This window comes from Vibrio sp. SS-MA-C1-2, assembly GCF_021513135.1.
Lineage (GTDB): Bacteria > Pseudomonadota > Gammaproteobacteria > Enterobacterales > Vibrionaceae.
The window spans coordinates 972,348-992,768 of the sequence record NZ_CP090980.1 but is presented as its reverse complement, the minus strand read 5'-3'; the positions used below and the strand labels follow the sequence as shown (position 1 = coordinate 992,768).

The 20,421-nt window shown below is 39.9% G+C and carries 14 protein-coding genes; 3 read left to right on the top strand and 11 right to left on the bottom strand.

Annotated features, from left to right (window positions below; translation table 11 throughout):
* From L0B53_RS19370 to L0B53_RS04350, 3 genes are all read right to left on the bottom strand, one after another.
* Nucleotides 1-4,713 carry a 2-oxoacid:acceptor oxidoreductase family protein gene (locus L0B53_RS19370; RefSeq protein ID WP_260115542.1) on the bottom strand — a complete coding sequence of 1,571 codons (4,713 nt, stop codon included), beginning with the start codon at nt 4,711-4,713 and terminating at the stop codon, nt 1-3.
* Nucleotides 4,683-5,030: a hypothetical protein gene (locus L0B53_RS19365; protein ID WP_260115527.1), complete on the bottom strand. Its 348-nt coding sequence runs from the start codon at nt 5,028-5,030 to the stop codon at nt 4,683-4,685. The genes L0B53_RS19370 and L0B53_RS19365 overlap by 31 nt, the downstream gene beginning before the upstream one ends.
* A gap of 911 nt (nt 5,031-5,941) precedes the next feature.
* Nucleotides 5,942-6,286, bottom strand: coding sequence for a YajD family HNH nuclease (locus L0B53_RS04350; protein ID WP_235059227.1), 345 nt, complete (start codon nt 6,284-6,286; stop codon nt 5,942-5,944).
* Between the two features lie 277 nt (nt 6,287-6,563).
* Between L0B53_RS04350 and L0B53_RS04345 the strand changes: the two genes are divergently transcribed.
* The 3 genes from L0B53_RS04345 to L0B53_RS04335 all read left to right on the top strand — a co-directional run bounded on the left by L0B53_RS04345 (nt 6,564) and on the right by L0B53_RS04335 (nt 10,049).
* Nucleotides 6,564-7,370 (top strand): FTR1 family protein, encoded by an 807-nt coding sequence (locus tag L0B53_RS04345; protein WP_235059226.1) that lies wholly within the window; start codon nt 6,564-6,566, stop codon nt 7,368-7,370.
* A 361-nt stretch (nt 7,371-7,731) separates the two neighbouring features.
* The gene (locus L0B53_RS04340; RefSeq protein WP_235059225.1) at nt 7,732-9,519 is read left to right on the top strand and encodes a hypothetical protein; all 1,788 of its coding nucleotides are present in this window, start codon (nt 7,732-7,734) and stop codon (nt 9,517-9,519) included.
* Nucleotides 9,519-10,049, top strand: a complete 531-nt coding sequence (locus L0B53_RS04335) for an imm11 family protein (protein ID WP_235059224.1) — start codon at nt 9,519-9,521, stop codon at nt 10,047-10,049. Before L0B53_RS04340 ends, L0B53_RS04335 begins: the two co-directional genes overlap by 1 nt.
* A gap of 4 nt (nt 10,050-10,053) precedes the next feature.
* On the opposite strand, the gene L0B53_RS04330 is transcribed toward L0B53_RS04335, so the two are convergent.
* The 8 genes from L0B53_RS04330 to L0B53_RS04295 form a co-directional block, all read right to left on the bottom strand.
* Nucleotides 10,054-10,212 (bottom strand): hypothetical protein, encoded by a 159-nt coding sequence (locus tag L0B53_RS04330; RefSeq protein WP_235059223.1) that lies wholly within the window; start codon nt 10,210-10,212, stop codon nt 10,054-10,056.
* A gap of 114 nt (nt 10,213-10,326) precedes the next feature.
* Nucleotides 10,327-11,550 carry an organoarsenical effux MFS transporter ArsJ gene (gene arsJ / locus L0B53_RS04325; RefSeq protein ID WP_235059222.1) on the bottom strand — a complete coding sequence of 408 codons (1,224 nt, stop codon included), beginning with the start codon at nt 11,548-11,550 and terminating at the stop codon, nt 10,327-10,329.
* A 265-nt stretch (nt 11,551-11,815) separates the two neighbouring features.
* A complete protein-coding gene (locus tag L0B53_RS04320) occupies nt 11,816-12,304 on the bottom strand; it encodes a cyclin-dependent kinase inhibitor 3 family protein (protein ID WP_235059221.1) in 489 nt (162 codons plus the stop codon).
* Entirely contained in the window at nt 12,304-13,305 is a 1,002-nt protein-coding gene (locus tag L0B53_RS04315) for an ArsJ-associated glyceraldehyde-3-phosphate dehydrogenase (RefSeq protein WP_235059220.1), read from the bottom strand. Before L0B53_RS04315 ends, L0B53_RS04320 begins: the two co-directional genes overlap by 1 nt.
* A gap of 112 nt (nt 13,306-13,417) precedes the next feature.
* Entirely contained in the window at nt 13,418-13,756 is a 339-nt protein-coding gene (locus tag L0B53_RS04310) for a metalloregulator ArsR/SmtB family transcription factor (protein WP_235059219.1), read from the bottom strand.
* Nucleotides 13,757-14,389: 633 nt separating this feature from the next.
* Entirely contained in the window at nt 14,390-16,741 is a 2,352-nt protein-coding gene (locus L0B53_RS04305; RefSeq protein ID WP_235059218.1) for a hypothetical protein, read from the bottom strand.
* A 348-nt stretch (nt 16,742-17,089) separates the two neighbouring features.
* Nucleotides 17,090-18,724, bottom strand: coding sequence for a glycoside hydrolase family 55 protein (locus L0B53_RS04300; RefSeq protein WP_235059217.1), 1,635 nt, complete (start codon nt 18,722-18,724; stop codon nt 17,090-17,092).
* A 129-nt stretch (nt 18,725-18,853) separates the two neighbouring features.
* Nucleotides 18,854-20,404 (bottom strand): glycosyl hydrolase family 28-related protein, encoded by a 1,551-nt coding sequence (locus L0B53_RS04295; RefSeq protein ID WP_235059216.1) that lies wholly within the window; start codon nt 20,402-20,404, stop codon nt 18,854-18,856.
* Nucleotides 20,405-20,421 lie beyond the last annotated feature (17 nt).

The window sequence follows — 20,421 nt, the reverse complement described above, 5'->3', positions numbered from 1 at the left end:
TTATGCCTCCGTGACTTTCGGTGCACAGAATTCGATGATCTCTGCATCACACTCATCGGCAATTCGTTCTGCTCGATCGATGAGTTCAGGTGTTATTGATACCGTAGATAATGCGTTTTCAATCACTTTACTGACAACTTTAGGCTGTCCATCATCAACAATCGTCACTTTTTCAAACAGCTCGCCCAATTGCTGATAGCAGGTTTTACAATCGGTACATTGACTGATATTTTCTTCCGCAATATTCACTAATGGTTGAGTATCGGTTGATATTGGCGCAGAGCTTGTTGTTACTGAGGATTCAACCTGTTTGACAGGGATATTGTGACTAGAACTCACAAAATCACCACCAGCAAAAACATCCGATGTTAATGCCAATTCAGCTAAACCATTGGCAATATCATCAATCGTCTGCTCTTTATCAGCTTGAGACGCTTGGTAACGTTGTTCTAAATCAGTAATTTGCTGCTGATAACCACGTTCCATTGCAATGTTCTCTTGACCACTCAAATACTGCAACATATGCCAATTCTTAAGGCGCTCTTCACATAGCGCAATAATCGACTCAGACACCGTCAATTGAATAAGTTGATTCTTCTTATTGGTCGCCCATATAAATGGCGTATGGCTGTAACGATCACTGTCACTCATTGCCAAATATTCTGGCACCGAGATTAGGCTTTGTTGCTCTGTTGCAACTTTGAAGTGTTTTGCAAAGCGTCCCTCATACAGCGCAAAATCAGCAGGCGTAAAGCTACATTCTTTCAGTTGTGTCATACCATCTTGGTCAACAAAGCTAATGGTTTGGCTTGTCCAATCTTGAGTCAACTCAGGGTTCCCTTCAATAGAAAAACGCTCAGTTAAGGTTTCGCCTTGACGAGGATCATGAACAAAAACAGGACTCATTCTACTTTCAAGGGCTAAACGAGCATGTTTGGTACTCATATCATCGGCAATACCATGCTCACCCATACAAGGCGTATAGACATCAAGTAAGGCCGGTGAATCTTGATAGTTTAAGTACTCAATGACACTCGACATAAAGTGTCCTTGTAGCGCGGTGGTACTTTGGGCAACAAACACTTTAGGATGGAAGGTTGCAATCAATCCTAACTCTTTACGCTCCTCTTGCTTACCACTATGCACTTTACCAAAGCGACTTAAATCTGAGTCTTGTGCGGTAAAACTTGCCGTCGATGCTTGTCCTCCCGTATTTGAGTAACTACCGGTATTTAAGACTAATATTTTCATGGGTGTACGAGTAGAAAGCACACGAGATAGCGCACCAAAACCGATATCATAAACCGCACCATCACCACCAATACTTAAAATAGCGGGCATCAGTGATAACTCTTTATCGCTTAATTGTGTCCAGTCTAAATAGCGTAATTGGTTATCATGAGCCTCTGGCTGATAAAGATCTTCAACTTCCAATTGTGCTGTATGTAGAGCACGGATCTGAACCAATTGATTGGCCATTTCACCTTCAAAAATACCTTTTGCTAATGCAGGCGTATCTTGGAATAGGCTGTTGATCCAAGGTTCTTGATATGGATTAGCAGGGAATGTTGACGCATAAACACTACTACATCCCGTCGCATTGGCGATCATCGCATTGGCACGACCTTCACCCGTAGGACCAAACTCAAATTCATACAGGCGTTTTTCTAACTGAGCCAGCGTTTGAGTAATACGCGCGGCTCTAGTTGGATCACTGTTCACCAAATCTTGCTGAGATAACTTACTATTTAACTTATCAATTAACGTTTCTAACTGCTGACTATGAGCTTGATAGCTGTTCTGCTTAATTGCACGGTTAATCGAAGAGACCAAACGAAGTACAGTCACCTCACCACAACCACGACATGCACCATGACCTGATCCCATTGCATTATAATGGTCTCGATCAAGTAGAATTCGCTTAGCTTCTTGAGCAGATTCAATCGCGCCATCAATAAAGCGAATCGGGGTTTTTTCCATTTTATTAATAAACTCAAACTGATACTTCATTTTTTGAGTTAATTCATTGGTTTGTACCGTTTTCTTCAGTGCATTAGGGCCACAGACTTCGACACACTCCATACAACCGCTACATTTGGTTGAATCAACCGCAACCGAGAATAGGCCACCTGAACCTGGGCGATGCTTCTCCATCGCGTCAAAGAACGGTTTAGTTTTACTCATCGGTAAGTTTTCAACCACCACACAAAGTGCGGCTAAAGGTTGTTGTAATACTTGCTCTGTTTGTGGCAAGGCATCCACAGCTTGAGTGACGGCTTGGTGCAATAATGGCGCATCACCTTTACCGACTTGACGATAAATATGACGAACTTCATCGCTGATTTGTGGAACCATTCGACTAAGCTGCTCTTGAATACCCATTGGTAGGTTAACTTGCTTGATGGCGGTAGAAAGAATATCCGTCAAGTCATGAACCGCATTTGGCATCGCACCATCAGGACAAGCCAGCGAACACTCCATACAACCAGTACATTTTTGGGCATCAAACTCAGGTACATTCAAGCGGAATATTCCCTTATTCTTAGTGATTGCGCTTGATGGTGGAATAAACATGCCAGAGCCTGGAATAACCGGTGCCTCACCAATGGTTCCATCTGCGTAATATTGTCCTGCGATATTATCAAAATATTCTGCGTCAAAAAGACCGCAACTTGCAGAAGTCGGCTTAGCCGCAATCGTTGCACTTTCACTGCTCTCATTGGCATAAACCGCAGGGAACTTGAGGTAATCAACAGGTTGTGTTGCAGCAATACCGTCAATAATAACCGACATATTACCTTCAATCACTTTCTCCCCTTTTGCACCAAATTTATATTCAATCTGCTGACGAATTCTTGCTAAGACTTGATCTTTATCTTCACTCTTAATCTGCTTCACATTACCGCATAATGCTCCAATAAAGGCGATACCCATCATACGGATCTCTAACTCAGGACTTGGTGCATGCTGTTTCGCCACTTTAAAGGCATCAACAATATAGAATTTGATCTGATTTTCTCGAATATAAGCACGTGCTGCTCTTGGTAAGCTTTGCCAAACTTCTTCTGAACTACTAGAGCTTTGTAAGATAAACGTACCGCCTTTTTCTAAGCCCGCTAATGGATCGGTATGCATAAAGACTTTATGGTCAGGAGACAATACCACTTCAACCTGTTGTAGCTCGGCATTGGTTAGTTTAATTGGCTCTGGAGATAACGTAATAAAGAAATTGGTCGGCGCACCACTCTTCTCTGAACCATATTTTGGCATTGATTTTGAGTGTAGACTTAACACACCAGATAAAATATCAGTCAATAATTTCCCTGTTGCAATCGTTCCATATCCACCGACTGAATGGAATCTAATTCTCATTGCATCTTCAGGTAATAAATGTGGGTTCTCTTTCGTTTCTAACGCCATTAATTGTGTTTCTGGATACGCTGCTTGTAAACGCTGTTCAACGTCACTTAATGGTTTATCAGCCGAGAAAAATTGAGTACCAACATAATAGAAAGGCTTACAATTTTCATCGCTCATATTTTCGAACGCAGCCACTAAATGGCGAGGCTGTAAATCATGGCCACCTAAACCAAATACACCCGTACAGATAATTGGCAGATCACGCATCGCTGGAATATCTAAGTGATATTCTGTTGCTTTCAAGTGATTTTCTCGTGCTTTAAATAATGCTCTTGTCACTTTTTCTGTTAAACGGGTTTCATCACAACGCTCTAATACAGTGACAACTTTTTTGCCTTGCAATGACTCCACCAGCTCTTTTTCAGGGAATGGATAAAGTAACTTAATAGAGATAACACCCACTTTTTTACCTTGAGTACGAAGGTATTGCGCAACCACTTCTGCATCATCGGTGACAGAGCCTAACCCGATGACCACCTCTTCAGCATCATCGCACATAAACTCCATGACAGGTTGATACTGACGCCCAGTTAACTCTGTATAATCATCCATAGCTTGTTGAACAAAACGAGGCACATCAGCCATAAAGTGAGTTCGATGATCGACAATACCCGCTTGATAATCGGGTTGATTTTGAACTCCCCCGGTTAAACCTGGGTTATTTACATCCACTAACGCTGGAACTCGTTGACGCGTCCCTTTTTCATAAGCGTTTAACCAAGCTCGACGCCACTTTCCATGGAGCAATTCAGGCAACATTGCATAAGTTGATGCTAATAATTCACCTTGAGTGTCTTTCTCAATCTTTTCTTCTTGATTTGATAAGAACTGTTCTAAATTCGCAAATTGTTCCTGCCAAATCTGGTCTCGATTTTTCTCAATAAATTGTGTTAAGTGCCAAACTCGTCCTTTTGCGCCATACAGCATCTTCTGTGCTTCTGTTGGTGCAACGATACGCTCTGCGGGATCACCGATGTACTCTTTCAACAACTCAGGTTCAGGAAGTTTGACTTCACTCTGAATATGACTGGTTGCAAAACCATCCATGGTATTCGCCACTGGGATCAACGAAAGCGCACTGACACGATAAGAGATGGCCGCTAAATCTGCCGCTTCTTGAGCATTACTTCCAAATAAGGTGGTATAGCCTGCTGATAATAATGCATAAACATCATCATGACCGGCCATCACATTTAAAGAGTGACGAGAAACAGAACGTGCAGCAACGTGTAATACAAATCCAGCGGCTTTTTTACCTACCGTCACATAGTGAGATTCAAGGGCATAGAGAATCCCTTGACTTGATGAGGCATTTGAAATGTATTTCCCCCCGTTAAAACGGCACCTAATGCACCACTTTGCGCGGAGTGTTCCCCTTCAGGTTCGAAAAAGAATGAGTGTTGATCCCATACATTGCACCCGCCTTGGGCTCTAAATGCTTCATAGATCTCTGCGATTTCAGTCGAAGGCGTGATTGGGTATCCGATTACCCCACCGCAGACATGTTCCATCACATGAGCAACAGCACCATTCCCATGCATAACCATATTCATTCCCGGATAAGCGGGAGTTGCATTACCATTCTGTTCTGAGGATAAAATTGAAACCATTATTGTAATCTCCTTTACATAGACGAAAGGCAGATTCGATAGCGATACCTTTATAATTTGAAATTGAAAGGCATATAAATTTGAGCACTAACGTTCTACCATAATTGATAAAGCGCAAAAAAGCAGAATAAATGATGACAATATATTTGATTATCAACATGTTATTTGCTTATGGCTTTGATCTAAATGACACGCCAATAGTTGAATAGATGTAAAAATACCAAGACACTATTTAGTATCTTGTTGTTTTAAAATATTCTAATTTTACTTTCTCAAATTATTCTATCTATGGAACTGAAAAGAGAAGGGTTCTGCAGCATCTCTGCTGAGGTATTTAGTAACTTGTGATACCCAAAGGTGACAAATTTATCACCTATTATTAATAACTCATATAGCCCTTTCTACATTGAGTAATCAACGATGACAAAAGCAAGGTACTATCACTTACCTTACTTACCTTGACGAGTTGATAGGATCAATTAATAATTTCCCCCTTTCATCAAAGATATATTTTTATTATTGTTTATTGGTTAGCGTCACTGTTATAAACATATCATTCTCTTGCGCGTACAAAAAATCAATAGCTAACGAAAAAAACAGAACAACATTTGCGCATTACTTGAACTAACCTACATATTTTTATTTAATAATTTCAATGGTTACATGAAAAATATCGAATATATTTCGGTTAATATTTATACAACTGATAATACGAATAATCCGTAATAAGATCTATATCCAATGTAATCTGGGTTTCTAGTAGACAGCAAGTGAATAAGTGCAGCAACAACCTAGCGACGTCAAGTAAGAAGAGGGTAAAAGTATCGTAAATATCATAAAAAAAGCAGTATTAATAAGAGTATAACCGCTCTTATCAAGACTGCTTTTATTGAAAAATATCACTTTCCAGCTTATTTTTTCATCATTTTTTTCAAATCAGCAAATGGGTTATGCGTGGCTGCTTCATGATCATCTTCACCAGCAACAACATTAGTGCCATATTGATCATGCTCCGTATATTTTGAGTGTTCATGATCATGACAAAATAAACACAATAACTCCCAATTACTTCCATCATTAGGGTTATTTGTATGATCATGATCGACATGATGGACCGTTAACTCTCTTAAATTGGAATAAACAAATTCACGCGCGCAATGACCACATACCCAAGGGTAGAGCTTTAACGCTTTTTCACGATATCCACTCTCTTGTTTTGCATAACTGGCACTAGTGCCATAAAAATCAGAAGACATCTCTTTCTCACTTTCTAATCATTATTGTAAATTACATAAATATTATCATGCAGAGCTGAAATTGAGAAGTGAGTGACTTAACACTCTGTTTAAAGGGTAAAAAATTTAAACACAAAGTAATGCGAAGAAAAAGAAGGTTTAAAAACAAAAAAACGTCAAAAAGAAAAGCTGGATAGATCATTAATGCAAACATAAGTTACCTAATTTCTAATATAAATAAAAACAAATAAATGATTTAATGACAATCATTCTCACTTGTATTATCAATAGGGTTATTATGTACGCTAGCTTGGCAATTGTATTCCGTGAAGGTTTTGAAATGGTGTTAATCATCACACTGTTATTAGCCGCTTCACGTTCTTTAAAAGGATCTAAACGTTGGATTATCTCAGGAGGGATTGCCGGCGTCATTTTCTCTGCTTTTATAGCTTACTTAGCATTATCAAATGAAACGATACATCGGTTAATTGAAGCAAAAATTACAGGTGCTGTCATTCTTGTGTTTGCTAGCTTATTGATTGCTTGGACCGTTATCTGGATGAAATCACAAGGTAAGCAGCTTAGTGAGAAATTAAAAAGTACCGTAGAAAGCAGCTCACCACTTAAAAGTTTGACCTTAGTGGCATTTCTTACCGTCGTCCGTGAAGGAGGGGAAATAGTGTTGTTTCTTTTAGGGCTAGCATCACAAGACAACGCCTCTGTTCACTCTATTTTCCTAGGCAGTTTAATGGGTGCCGCTGGTGCCATTGTTGTCGGTATATTGATGTATTTAGGGCTGGTTCGCGTCAATATCAGCAAGGTGTTTAATTTCTTCGCCGTGGTTATGACTTTCTTATCGGCAGGCATGATGGCTTCGGCAGTCTCTAAGTTTATTTCTGCTGGCGTTCTTCCTTCAATTATTCCTCAATTATGGGATACTACGCCATACTTTGACCACCACAGTAACTGGTTTGCATTAGTACTTCACGTGCTATTTGGTTATACCGAAAAACCAAGCCTTTTACAGTTGGCGACTTATATTGTCGCTTTGATTGTTATCTTTAGTTGGTCAAAGAAAGTCAATCATCAACCGACTGAAGCGTAATTTTGCTCTTTATTTCAGATTACATGATGAGATAATTGAAGATGCGACGTTTATACCCTTCATACATGAAGTTGCTAAAGGGTTGACGTCGCTTATTCCCCCTATCATATAGAAAACCTATACTCATCCCCTCCTCACTCACTTACCGCCTACTCGCAATTCCAATTATTTTAGGTATATAAAAAATCAGGATTAAGTGCTGCATTAACCAATATTAATTCCCGAATATTGGACAACGACGTAACTGTTTTACCTATCCCCTTACTTGACGTTGGTCGGCCATTGACGACTGATTAAAAAATAGACACTATGACATAGAAGACAACTCACTAACGAAGGACAGTCAATACATAAGGATATTATGATGTCTTATCAGCTAATCACAACGCCCGAGTTCATCCTTGACCATGAAATAGCCCTGATTGAGGCAGATATCGACAATGTTCCTCAACTCGAGTTAAATATCATTGTGCCGACGGGTCAATCTTATGAAAGAATGGTTGCTCAGTTAAAGCGTGGTGATTATCTATTATTATGCGATCAGCCTAGCATCCCTCTATTTCTTAAAGCGCCTTTTAAAGAGTCATCTAGCGAATTCTCTCATGGTATGCATCGCAAACAGAATTGGTTGCTCAACCCCAAAGCCGATCCTCAACTGGCCTTCAATCTAGGGCACATTTCGTACAAAAGAAAGTCTGATGAAACCGCTCTAAATAAAACCGTCTCTCAAGAAAATATCGGCTCATACTTTCACATAGCAGACTCTTCAGCATACGGCGCGACAGAGCCTTCTATCCCCCAAGACAAAAAACCACTTCCCCTTGCGGAACGACTTAAAAAACAACGACGAGAGCAAGATAACCACAAAACAAACCAAGTCCAAGCCCGTTTTCACTACCGCAGTAGCCAGGGCAAGATCATGGAATACGGTAATTGGACGGGAGAGCGTATCTATGTGCCTGATGTCTCTTGGCGATTACTGCAAAACAATGTGGAGATTGCCGCAGGCACAAGTGATCAAAGTGGCAGTTTGCTTGTTCAAGATCTGTCACCAGAAGGCTCTTATTTATTGGAATATTGTCTTCCCCCCAGATCAGGTTTTACAACCGAGAACGTAAAACAACAACGCATCAAAATAAACGATTACCGCCATATCGTGCTTGATTCCTTAGTGCTAACACATTATTACGACGACTTAGAAAATACCCCAGTTCATCAAACCCCTTATCGAGTGACCCTCGAAAACGGGGATACTTACGAAGGCACCACCAATGCAGATGGCACGTTGGTGATTGGCCCTCTTCCTGCGGCAGCAAAAGAGATTGAGTTTTACCCACACGACAGTGAAGAAGAGATTCATGCCATACTGCGTGAACTGAACCAATTCCTCGACGAGACCATAACACAGTATGCCCGAGCTGCCGCAGACGAGATTAAAGCCAACTATGCCCCCATTCATACAGACCAAGATGAAGAAGAAAATAAAGTAAGCCAAGTCACAGCGGATTTTAAAGAAGCAATAGAAGAAGAGATTAACAAATTAAAGCAGCAATCTTTCGAATTTGATGCGCAAGCATGGTACGAACAACTGTGGGATGTAACCTTAGCGGCGGGCGGAGGCATGGCCGATGGCATCACCAATTACTTGCCTGACTTAGGGGCATTTGGTGAACTGCTGGATAAGATGCAACTTGATCTTGAGCCACAAATATTTATAAAAGCGCTTGTGAATGGCGATGTGGATGAACTGGAGCGGGTCTTTCAGCAATGGCAAGCCCGCGCCAGCGAAGGATATGAAGAAGCTTCCGCACAAATGGAAATCATCATCATATTATTAAAAGACCCACAAACCAGAGAAACGTTATTGAGCTTACCGCAACGCTTTTTAGAAGAGGCTCCCACAGACGCTCTCGTGGAACTCGCCGCGGCTCAGACTACCCAAACAGGCACGGATTTCGCGGTGGTGGCCACAGCAGGCGCGCTTGGCACCATGATCATTGGGCCTGGGGGGATCATCACCACGATGACTGCGTCAGCGGGAACCACAGTATATAAAGTTAGCTCCGTAGCAGAACAGATGGCAGATACCCTCATGTCACTCAGTAGCGTAAGAGATGATCTTAAACAGATAATAAAAGAGGAAACATAATGAAATATTGGGAGCTTTATGTGACAAATGAAGGCGCACAAATTTTTGTTGATGTAACAAAGGATTATGTTAACCAAACCATATTCGCCGACACCACAGGAAAAGAAGGGGAAGTAAAAGGTAATTTAAATGACGATTACCCCCTCTTTTTTGGCCCATCAGAAGAGGTATTTAGTCATCGCCTAGTAACGGCAATGTTGCAATTGAACCCAGAAGGTGTGACCACCTACCCCATAACACTAAAACTGCCCGATGGCACATTGAATACTAATTGGTGTGAAGTGACGGTGTCAGCCTATGTGGATTGCATCGACTTTAACGCGTCTACATTGAAATTACGAAATAATGGCAAGATTCGTTTTCTCAGAAAGCTGGTGTTGGACACCGAAAAAGCCGATCGTGCCGGGTATGACATTTTTCGACTGCATCACCGTTTTACCTCAATCATAGTGAGCGATCGATTAAAACAAGCCATCGAAGTCGTTAACCCGATCGGTATTCGTTTTAATCCCACCGATGGCAGTGAATAGGAGCCTATAATATGACAAATACACAAGAACAATACTGGCGTTGGGAAAATACACTATAAGATGCGGCTAATTCTCTTTCAGAAGGAAGCTTGTCAGAAAAGTGATGTTGATAGATTTTACTTAACAGGTCTTGAGCAATTAACTCAAATTTTTTCTTTGCCATAATATGCCTAAACCTTAATAAGCTTTATCTATTAATGTGGATAAACCTAACAGAAAAAGGAGAATAATGATAATAATTCATTATTCTCCCTTCGCTTCATTCAGCTCTTAAAATTTATATTCTAGCTTTACAAGTATCTAGTTTAGGCAACCACAATGAAATAATCGTTGTGATAACTAAAAACCCAAATGAGACCCATAAACATGCTGCGAGGCCAGCAGCTTGATAAACCCAACCAGAAAGAATGGTACCAATTAAGCGACCCATCGCATTAGCCATATAATAAAAGCCAACATCCAGAGATACGCCATCCCCTTTTGCATAACTGACAATTAAGTAAGAGTGCAAAGAAGAGTTAACCGCAAAAGCCGCACCAAAAATAAGTAAACCAACAATAATGGCGAACTCTGGCTGCCAATTGAATTGAATCGTCAGGGATAATACGCCGGTGATTATTGCTAAAAGTAGAGCCCAACGCGTTGCAGCATGTCCATCAGGTAACTTTCCTGAGGCTTTACCGGTAATGTTAGGCGCAATTCCCTGCACCACTCCGTAACCAATGACCCAAAGCGCTAAAAATCCACCTACTTCCGTATGATCCCAGCCAAATACCGATCCTAAATATACTGGGAGTGCAATCACAAACCAGACATCACGAGCGCCAAATAAAAACATTCTCGCCGCAGATAGAATATTAATACTGGCTGATTTTGAAAAGATCTCCGAAAATTTCGGTTTAGTTTTCGCTTTTCCAATATCGGCTTTTAACGAGAGAACACTGCCAATAAAAACGAAGGTTAACACTGCCGCCATGGCTAATACTGCATATTGAAAGCCAATCGTCGTTAATAACAGGCCACCAAGGAAAAACCCAGCCCCTTTGAGACTATTTTTCGATCCCGTCAGAATCGCGATCCATTTATAAAGCGCACCTTGAGCATCATCAGGAACTAAGGTTTTAATGGCACTTTTGGCACTCATCTTATTAAGATCTTTGGCGACCCCTGAGATCGCTTGAGACGCCATCACCCATGGAATCGTCAACCAACCTATTGGCAGTGCTAACATTAATAGCGCAATAATTTGCATCGCTAAACCAATATTCATGGTTCGATTCAGCCCTAACCTTGCCCCTAACCAACCGCCAATCAAGTTAGTCACGACACCAAAGAATTCGTAAAATAGAAAAAGAGAAGCAATCGCAAGCGTCGAGTAGCCAAGGTCATGAAAATAGAGCACCACCAACATTCTTAGTGCGCCATCCGTGACGGTAAAATTCCAGTAATTAAACGTCACCAACATATATTGACGGATATTTTGATTAAGGTTTGAAAACATATTTAACGTCCAAATGTCCCTAGAAATAAGAGCATTGATATTTAAATCTAGAAAAATGTATACCTTTCTTACTTGAAGTTGCTAGGTTGTTGGCGTCGCTCATTCGCCCCAATCATAGAGTACATCTATACTCATGAAGCCTCATTCACTTACCGCCTACTAGCAACGCCAATTACTTTGGGTATAGCTAATAAAAAAGAGCTACCTACGCAGCTCTCTACTTATGGCACAAATAATAGCAATAAAAATCACCAACACATGGCGCTTAAAGCGTATTGATATACTCAAGTTGTACCGGTTTGGTGAATGCTCCCGGGCGACGAGCTTGAACTTGTTCAATAATATTTTGTAATTGCCAACCGTGGTCTAGCAGGATATGCGCAGCGAGCAGCCCCGTACGACCAGAACCACCAAGGCAGTGCAAAACGACTTGATTGCCTTGTGCTAAATCAGCTTTCACTTGGTCTTTAACGGCTAACCATTGAGTTAAAAACTGTTCATCAGGGGCACAATCATCTTCGATTGGTAAATGAATCCACTGCATCCCTAAAGCTTTAACTTCTTTCCCTAACGTTTCAACTTGATGCTTGGCCATCTCTTGTTGATTAATCGCCGTAATAACAATGCTTGCACCCTGCTCTTTCAACTGTTGAAGACTCTCAATCAGAGCAACATCTTTTGTCCCTGGGCAAGGAGTAAGAATTAGCCCGCCACTCTCTTGTAATGGCAATTGCCAAGTTGGATGCTGACTCATTATGCCTCTCCTACGATACGAACAAGTTCAGCGGTACGCGTTGCATAGCCCATTTCATTATCATACCACGCATAGATTTTAACCATACGTTTACCAACTAACATGGTTGATTGCGCATCGACGATGGTTGAACGTTGATCACCTTTGTAATCAATAGAAACCAATGGACGCTCTTCATAGCCTAAAATGCCTTTTAGCTCATTTTCAGACGCTTCTTTCAGTAACGCATTCACCTCTTCTGCTGTGGTGTCACGCTGAACATCAAAAATAATATCGGTCAAAGAAGCATTTGCTAAAGGAACACGAACCGCATGGCCGTTAATACGACCGTTTAATTCAGGGAAGATCTCAACAATGGCTTTTGCTGAACCCGTTGTCGTAGGTATTAAACTCATACCACACGCTCTTGCTCGACGAAGATCTTTATGTGGCGCATCTAAAATAGTTTGAGTATTAGTTAAATCATGAATGGTGGTAAATGCCGCTTGCTCAATGCCTAATTTCTCTTGAATCACTTTCACTACAGGTGCAAGGCAGTTGGTCGTACACGAAGCCGCTGTCACAATTTGATGTTTTGTTGGATCAAAAATTGCATCATTAACACCAACAACAATATTAGCAACCGAGTCATGCTTTACAGGTGCAGACACAACAACACGTTTAACGCCTTGAGCTAAGTATTTATTCAGTAATTCAACATCACGATGAACACCCGTTGCTTCGATGACCACATCACAACCTGACCAATCAATAGCATCAATATCGCGCTCTTGGGTGGTTCTCATCACTTGACCTGCAACAATAATCTGATTCTCTGCAGCAGACACTTCATGATGCCAACGGCCTTGAATAGAATCAAACTCAAGAAGGTGAGCTAAAGTTGCAGCATCACCCGCCACATCATTAACCTGAACAAATTCTAACTCTGGCCAGTCAAAAGCTGCACGAAGAGCTAAACGACCGATACGACCAAAACCGTTAATACCAACTTTTATTGTCATGATGACTTCCTATAATAATTTTAAATAGAGTGTCGCTTAACTTTTTAAATTTTGACTCTACGTTGAACTAGGCACTAATGCAGCACAAAAACCATCGACTCACGACTTATCACTAGTTGCTTTCAGGTCGATTATTCATCTGTTCAAGGTTATCTATATCTTGCTGATACTCTTTTCTTAAACAGTTTGAATTCACCAAATCTTGGATCTGCTTTCTCATCCAACCCGGTAAATCCGCCGAGATACTATAGAAAACCCATTGACCTTGACGATTATCTACTACCACCCCACTAGAACGTAACATCGCTAAATGTCGAGAGACTTTAGGCTGGCTTAATTTTAAGGTTTCCGTTAACTCAGCCACACACAACTGCCCTTCACGCGCAATCATTAATAAGCAACGAACTCGAGTTTCATCCGAGAGTAATTTAAAAAATTGATGGGGTAACATCCCAACACCTCATATATGGATATGCGTATACATTAATTTAATAATTCGCTAATATCAATAAATTAATGAAAAAAAATGATGTTTTTTGTTAAGTCATTGATTAAATTATGATTATAGTTTTCAATTTTCATTCAATAACGAAATTTCAATAATCTGAAGATAATATAACAAATTGGAATAAAGTTATAGCCTGAACAGGCTAGTGTTAGGTACCTAACATCATTGACAATATTAGTTACCAACAAATGAGTAAAGTTCCTGATAAAAAATAGTCATCGATACCTGAGTGCTTCAAGTATAAAGGGTATATTAAGACATGATGAATCTATATCTAAAGTAATTGGAGTTGCTAGTAGGCGGCAAGTGAATGAGCCAGCCAACAACCTAGCAACTTCAAGTAAGACGAGTATAGAGGAATAGATAAGGAAGCAGTGTTAATTTATATACCTAAAGTAATTGGAGTTGCTAGTAGGCGGCAAGCGAGTGAGTGAGGCCCCATGAGTATAGAGGCTCTATATGATTGGGGTGAACGAGTGACGCCAACAACCTAGCAGCTTCAAGTATGAAGGGTATAGATAAAAAAACGGCCACATTACGCAGCCGTCTTTAGAATAGTGAGATTGAATGAGAAGATTAGAACTTCACTTGGTAAACTTTATTACCATTAATGATATAAGCACCCTGATCATTTAAGAAGTGTTTTACATTTTTATTCCATAGCTTATGAGCCTCTTGGCTTTCTAAATCTAAAACGAATAGCCCTTGTTGCGTCGAATAGCTAACTTTGTTTTGACCCATTTTTAGTAATGTTGCATTTTCAATACTTTCAACACCAGTACCATCTGGACGGTAAAAGTTAATGGTACGAGAACCTGCTACATTTTCTTGCCAAGCGATGGTGCCATTTTTATAAGCAACATTTTCAGACCCAAGAATCACTTCATTTGATGCAAGAATATTCCCTTTAATAAAACCAACGGCATTGTCAGTGACCAGCTCTGATACATTATTTGCAATGTCAAACTTAAAGATACTGTAGTCTGCAGAGTTATACTCACTCACTTTATAGAATGCAAACTGCTCATCGTTACCTAAACAGCTAACAGATTGACCGTCGTGATCACCAGTTACTTTAATTGGCGTCATCTCACCCATTGTATCGATTAAAAATAGATCCGAAACACCTTCAGTTGAATCTGTTGTACTTGTCGCAACAGCACAAACCCAATTGTTACTATGGCTTGTTGATTTATTGCTATTCCAAGTATAGCCTTCAGGAGCTGGAACTTGAGTTGGCATTAATGCGTTATTTTCTGTTTCAGTATTCCAAATATTTAAGTTCTGTTCTGATATTTCAATCAATAAGTTATCTTTAAATGTGAAGTTAGCTTTCTTTGATACATCGATATCTGAATGTAGATCGCTTTTGCCATTTGTGTAAAGTAATAAGCCCTCTTCACCATTAGAGAAATCTTGTGAATATACCGCTAATTGACCTTGTTCATTAATACGAGCATTATGCATATCCGCTTGGTAATTTTTTAAATGCGTCTCTATTACTGTATCACTCTGTTCAATCAGGTCTGTTATCGTATAATTGTAAGTTCTATCTAACTCATTGATAATACCTAAATCAGCAGATAATAAATGTTGGCCATTAATTTGAATAACGTTATGTCCCAGATCTAAAGTATGCACAAGTTCTGCATTAGCCGAATCTCTTGTCTCTGCAAATTTAGGTGTATAACTAAAGACCACACTCTCCTGGCTTTCAATCACCTTTTCAACTTCAGTACGTGTATCCACTGAATGAATAGTTATTGTGTGATCGGCTGCAATTTTATCTGTTAGATCGTACTCAATTTTGAACTTACCACGGCCAGTAAAGCCTTCAGGCTTAGGTAGACGTTCATTACCTAAATAGAATACTGTCGTTAGTTCATCATCTTCATTCTGTATTTCACCTTCAATAACTAAAGTATTGCCTGTGATAATCTCATTCTTGCGAGGATGTAAAATATTAATTTTAGGCGCATTAGTAATGTAGGTTGTCATCTCTTTACTTGCACTTTTCTCTACACCAAGCATTTCTACTTTAAAGGTATGTTCGCCAGTAGAGAAAGGACGGTGTTCAGAGTTAGTAAAATGACTGCCCCAAGTTCGACCATCAATTAATGTTTTTTCTTTCAATGTTGATTGTTGAGCTAAATATTCACCATCAATCGTATAAATAACATCAGTGACTTCAGAAAATCCACTCGCATCAGCTAGAATAGTCGTTAAATCACAGCCACAGAATTCGTCTAACAGACCAAGAGATACAATAGGGTTGTTATTAAAAATTTCGATCTCTTTATCTTTCTCAACATAAACACCAGGTGAAACTTCACCCATTACCGAGACAATATGCTTACCGGCTGAATAACCTTCAGTAGATAGTGTTAAGCTTTGTTCATCACAACTATTTGCTTCATCTAAACAAACGGTTTGATTATCCATTTCCCATTTAGCTAATGCGATAGGGCCTTCAACATTAAAATTGATCGTATCATTCAATGTGCCACTGTAAATTCCTGCTGGTGCATCAATTTGTACACTATCTGCTGCTTGTTTATCAAAATCAAATACCGTTGTGCCATTCTTAGATGCAAGTAAACGCTGAGTACCATTTGGCATATCCGCCATAATACGGTATTGACCAGAAACACGAGCAAAGCGCTTCTCCGAAATAACACCTTCTTTAACAGCACCAAAAACGGCAACATCACTCCATGTATTACTATTTTCATCTGCAATCTGAACGGTATAACGTTCTTCTTCATTTAAGGTTGATTGCCATTGAAACTTTAAATTTGTACCTTTAGAGATCAGCTTTACATCGCTTTGCTGTACTTCTACCGGTGGAGAGTTATCTGGATTACAACCTGCTAATAAGATAACTGATAAGAGAGATGCAATTTTCGTTTTCGTTAGTGTGTGTTTCATTTGTGTTACTCATTTGCTGACGTGAATAAAAAAGATACGGTGCTTTTTTTTTATACTACTTGTCATAAATGGGATCTAAAGTTTCACTATTGATGGGATGTAAAAATAATCACTATGGGATAGGCAATCAATATAGCTTATTAAACAATAGATTAGCGATAAGCAATGATACAAGCTAACGGTAAAAATTAAAAAATGGTATGAAAAAATAAAATCATTTAATTTAAAATTTATTCTAATTAATCTCATTTTCTCTTGAAAACTGACTAACGATAAAAATAAGAGGGAATATTGAACTTGCTGCGTGTTGACAAATGAGTCAACAGACGCAGCAAACACAAATGTACTTTAAACTTGGTGTAGAGAAAAAGAACATTGAGCAGACTGTTCAAGTTGATTAAAGGTGGTTAAAGAAAGTTGATTATTAAAACGCTTATCAAGGTGCAACCCCAAAGCATCAACTAAACCTTCTTTTGTTTCATATACAGTGTAGCTTTGTTGGTTATTATCTAAATTAGGGAAAATCACTTCCGCAGCATGAGATACCCCATCATCACTTTTTAAATTAACTTTTAATTTTATTGGTTTAGTCAAGTCAGAAAACGTCGAGAACTGAGTTAAGTCAAAATCTACACGTTGACTGCTTGCTCGACGGTTCAACCAAGTCGATTGTTTAGCGACATAGTTAGCGCTATTACTCTCACGGTAATTATCACTTGTCACTAAATTATTAATTCCAGCGAGATGCATTATCTCAACATTAGACTCTCTAAATATCGGGCTATTATGATAAGCATTCATGCCGTATGAGTTAGTCGCATCCCCACCGATAATCTGAAGTAGACCATCAATCTTATTACTCTCACCATTTGAGAATAGATAGTTTGGACGATAATGACCATCACCATAGTCATTACGGCCATAACGAAAACGACAACCATTCATCACTAAATTGCTCGAGCCTGAAACATTAATATGAGAGGATTCAGCAGAGCTATCTTTAATTTTATTACCTGGACGATAACTGGTAAACCCATTCGCGAGGATTTCTGCATCAATCACTGAAATGCCTTGTTTCCCTGCACTGTCTGACATTCCTCCCACGATGGAATTATTGAAGCATTGTTGAAAACGATAGTTTGCTCCATCATTCCATTCAACACGGCAGTCAACAAAACTGTTATTATCATGTCCCGAATTTTGAGAGATCCCAGTACCCCGGTTAGAGTTAATTTCACCATGGATCACTTGGCTGTTAATTAATCCACCAATGCCGATAGAGTTACAAGATGCATGACACCTCACTAATCGAGAGTTAACTAATGCATTGGCAGTCGCCCAACCTATCTTATGCGCCGCCATCGAGCAATCGATAAAGACCATGTCTGAAATTTGATCTTGATTTGAAATACCGTTGTAACTTTTGTGGCCATAAAAATTGAGCCTAGAGACTCGGCTACCACCAGCGAATGAGATCCCTCTTGAATAACTGCTATGGTAGGCAATCGTCCCACTCCCTTTCATTTTTTCTAGGGAATCAGGATAGTAAACTCTTTTACGGCTATTAGAGTAAAGGCTTACCCCATATGGTAACTCAACATCACCAACTAAATAGTAAGCGTTTGTGCGTGGAACAAAAACAGCTTGTGAACTTTTCACTGCAGCCGCAAAAGCATTCCTAAAGGCACTAGTATCATCGTTTCTTCCATCACCTTTAGCGCCAAAGTCCAATACATTGACACTTGCAATCTCAACCGGATCCTTATCTGGTGTAGGAGGTATAGGCTCTGGATCTGGCTTTGGATCTGGGTCTGGTTTTGGATCTGGCTTAGGTGGAATAGGGTCTGGCAAGTCGGTATCTTCGTTGGGGTCAGGGGTAAAACCATTTCCAGACGAACCACTACCACTGTTACAGCCTGCTAAAGCACTCGCAGCTACGCCAGCTGCAATTAACGTTGAGAACTTTCTTCTTGTATAAGCCATTATATATCCTTTTTAACGTATGACTGTGACGATTTAAGTAGCTTAAAGTCACAGTTCGTTACGGTGCATAATCTTTATTTATTCTTTTATGCGCCTTTTCTTTTTCTGAATCACGATTAATAATTAACGTTATGCTTCGCAAACAAGGGCAGAACAGTCAATTTGATTACCTAAACTATTCGTTAGATTTAAGGTAAATTCTGTTCCATATTCATTGACGTTATCAATATATGGATTCAAATTATCGACTAAGCCCTCTTTTGTTTCATATAGCGTATTGCTTCTTATATATACTGAGCTAGAGTAACCAGTGACAGCTAGGAAGATAAGCTCAGCCGCATGCGTTTCTCCATTATCATCGATAAGATTAAGCTTTACTTTGAGTGGTTGATTAACTTGGTCCGGTTCAATTACAGGTGCATCAATAACATCTACAAACATCGTTTGTGCTCTGCTCAAGTATTGTTGGTCTTTCGCAATATAAGTAGTCCCTCGACTCGTTTTATTCGCACCAAACGTCACGACATCATCTAAACCGGCAACATTAACAATCTGGATTTTTGAGTTTTTAAATAAACTCTCATCATCAAAAACATCACGAATAAAGCTATCTGTAGCATCACCACCAATAACCTGAAAAACATGAGTCACTTCCTCACCTTTATCATTAGCAAAAAGATAAGCAGGACGAATATTGTTATAACTGCTGTCACTTCCCGTACGGAAACGACTGCCATTCATGACCAATCGACTAGCACCAGAAACTGACACGTGCGCTGAACGATTCGTACCACTACTTATTCGCCCTGAACGATAAAGGGTGAAGCCCGTGGTTAATAGCTCGGCATCTTCAACAAGCAGACCTTGCTCTCCGGCGTTGTCTGACATACCGCCAACAATCGTATTATTACCACTGCCAACAAACTTATAGTTAGCTTTGGTATTTCTGACAACCTGACAATCGACAAAATTATTCGCATTATGACCTTTACGCAGATAGATACCATTGCCTTGGTTGTCATTTATTTCACCTTGCAGGAACTTACTATCCACAAGACCACCAACACCGGCATTGTTCATGGTTGCATGACAACGAACAAAACGTGAATTACATATTGAATAATCAGCTCCCCACCCCCAATGATGCTCGATCATTGAACAATCGATAAAGACCATTCCTGTCACTTCATGTTTGTCTGAGACCCCATCATAACTACGGTCAACACCATAAAAGTTAAGGTTAGAAACCAGACTACTACCCGAAAAAGAGATGCCTCGTGAATCACTTTGATTAAAAACAATTGCACTAGATCCCCTCATATCATCAACACTGTTAGGACGATAGATCCGCTTTCGGCTATCAGAAAAGAGCGTCACACCCTCTGGTAACTCAACATTACCGACTAGATAATATTCTGAGGTTCTGGGAACAAAGACAGCATGACCATTGCTATTCGCCGCGGCAAAAGCATGTCTAAATGCTTCTGTATCATCATGCTCACCATCTCCACGAGCACCATAATCTAAAACATTAACGCTATTTTCTTTTGCTGTTGATAACGACCCTGTCGCGGTTCGATTTGTATGATTAGCAAAAGCAGGAACAGATGTAGTAACGGCACCACCTGCAGCGAGTAATGTGCCAGTATGGGTTAAAAACTTTCTTCTGGTGTAACTCATAGAAACACTCCATTTTA

What these genes read in the sequence shown, in the direction of transcription:
- L0B53_RS04340 (WP_235059225.1), top strand. Translation starts at nt 7,732, where the DNA reads ATGATGTCTTATCAGCTAATCACAACGCCCGAGTTCATCCTTGACCAT.
- L0B53_RS04335 (WP_235059224.1), top strand. Translation starts at nt 9,519, where the DNA reads ATGAAATATTGGGAGCTTTATGTGACAAATGAAGGCGCACAAATTTTT.
- L0B53_RS19365 (WP_260115527.1), bottom strand. Translation starts at nt 5,030, where the DNA reads ATGGTTTCAATTTTATCCTCAGAACAGAATGGTAATGCAACTCCCGCT.
- L0B53_RS04305 (WP_235059218.1), bottom strand. Translation starts at nt 16,741, where the DNA reads ATGAAACACACACTAACGAAAACGAAAATTGCATCTCTCTTATCAGTT.
- L0B53_RS04350 (WP_235059227.1), bottom strand. Translation starts at nt 6,286, where the DNA reads ATGTCTTCTGATTTTTATGGCACTAGTGCCAGTTATGCAAAACAAGAG.
- L0B53_RS04300 (WP_235059217.1), bottom strand. Translation starts at nt 18,724, where the DNA reads ATGGCTTATACAAGAAGAAAGTTCTCAACGTTAATTGCAGCTGGCGTA.
- L0B53_RS04320 (WP_235059221.1), bottom strand. Translation starts at nt 12,304, where the DNA reads ATGAGTCAGCATCCAACTTGGCAATTGCCATTACAAGAGAGTGGCGGG.
- L0B53_RS04295 (WP_235059216.1), bottom strand. Translation starts at nt 20,404, where the DNA reads ATGAGTTACACCAGAAGAAAGTTTTTAACCCATACTGGCACATTACTC.
- L0B53_RS04310 (WP_235059219.1), bottom strand. Translation starts at nt 13,756, where the DNA reads ATGTTACCCCATCAATTTTTTAAATTACTCTCGGATGAAACTCGAGTT.
- L0B53_RS04345 (WP_235059226.1), top strand. Translation starts at nt 6,564, where the DNA reads ATGTACGCTAGCTTGGCAATTGTATTCCGTGAAGGTTTTGAAATGGTG.
- L0B53_RS04330 (WP_235059223.1), bottom strand. Translation starts at nt 10,212, where the DNA reads ATGGCAAAGAAAAAATTTGAGTTAATTGCTCAAGACCTGTTAAGTAAA.
- L0B53_RS04315 (WP_235059220.1), bottom strand. Translation starts at nt 13,305, where the DNA reads ATGACAATAAAAGTTGGTATTAACGGTTTTGGTCGTATCGGTCGTTTA.
- arsJ (WP_235059222.1), bottom strand. Translation starts at nt 11,550, where the DNA reads ATGTTTTCAAACCTTAATCAAAATATCCGTCAATATATGTTGGTGACG.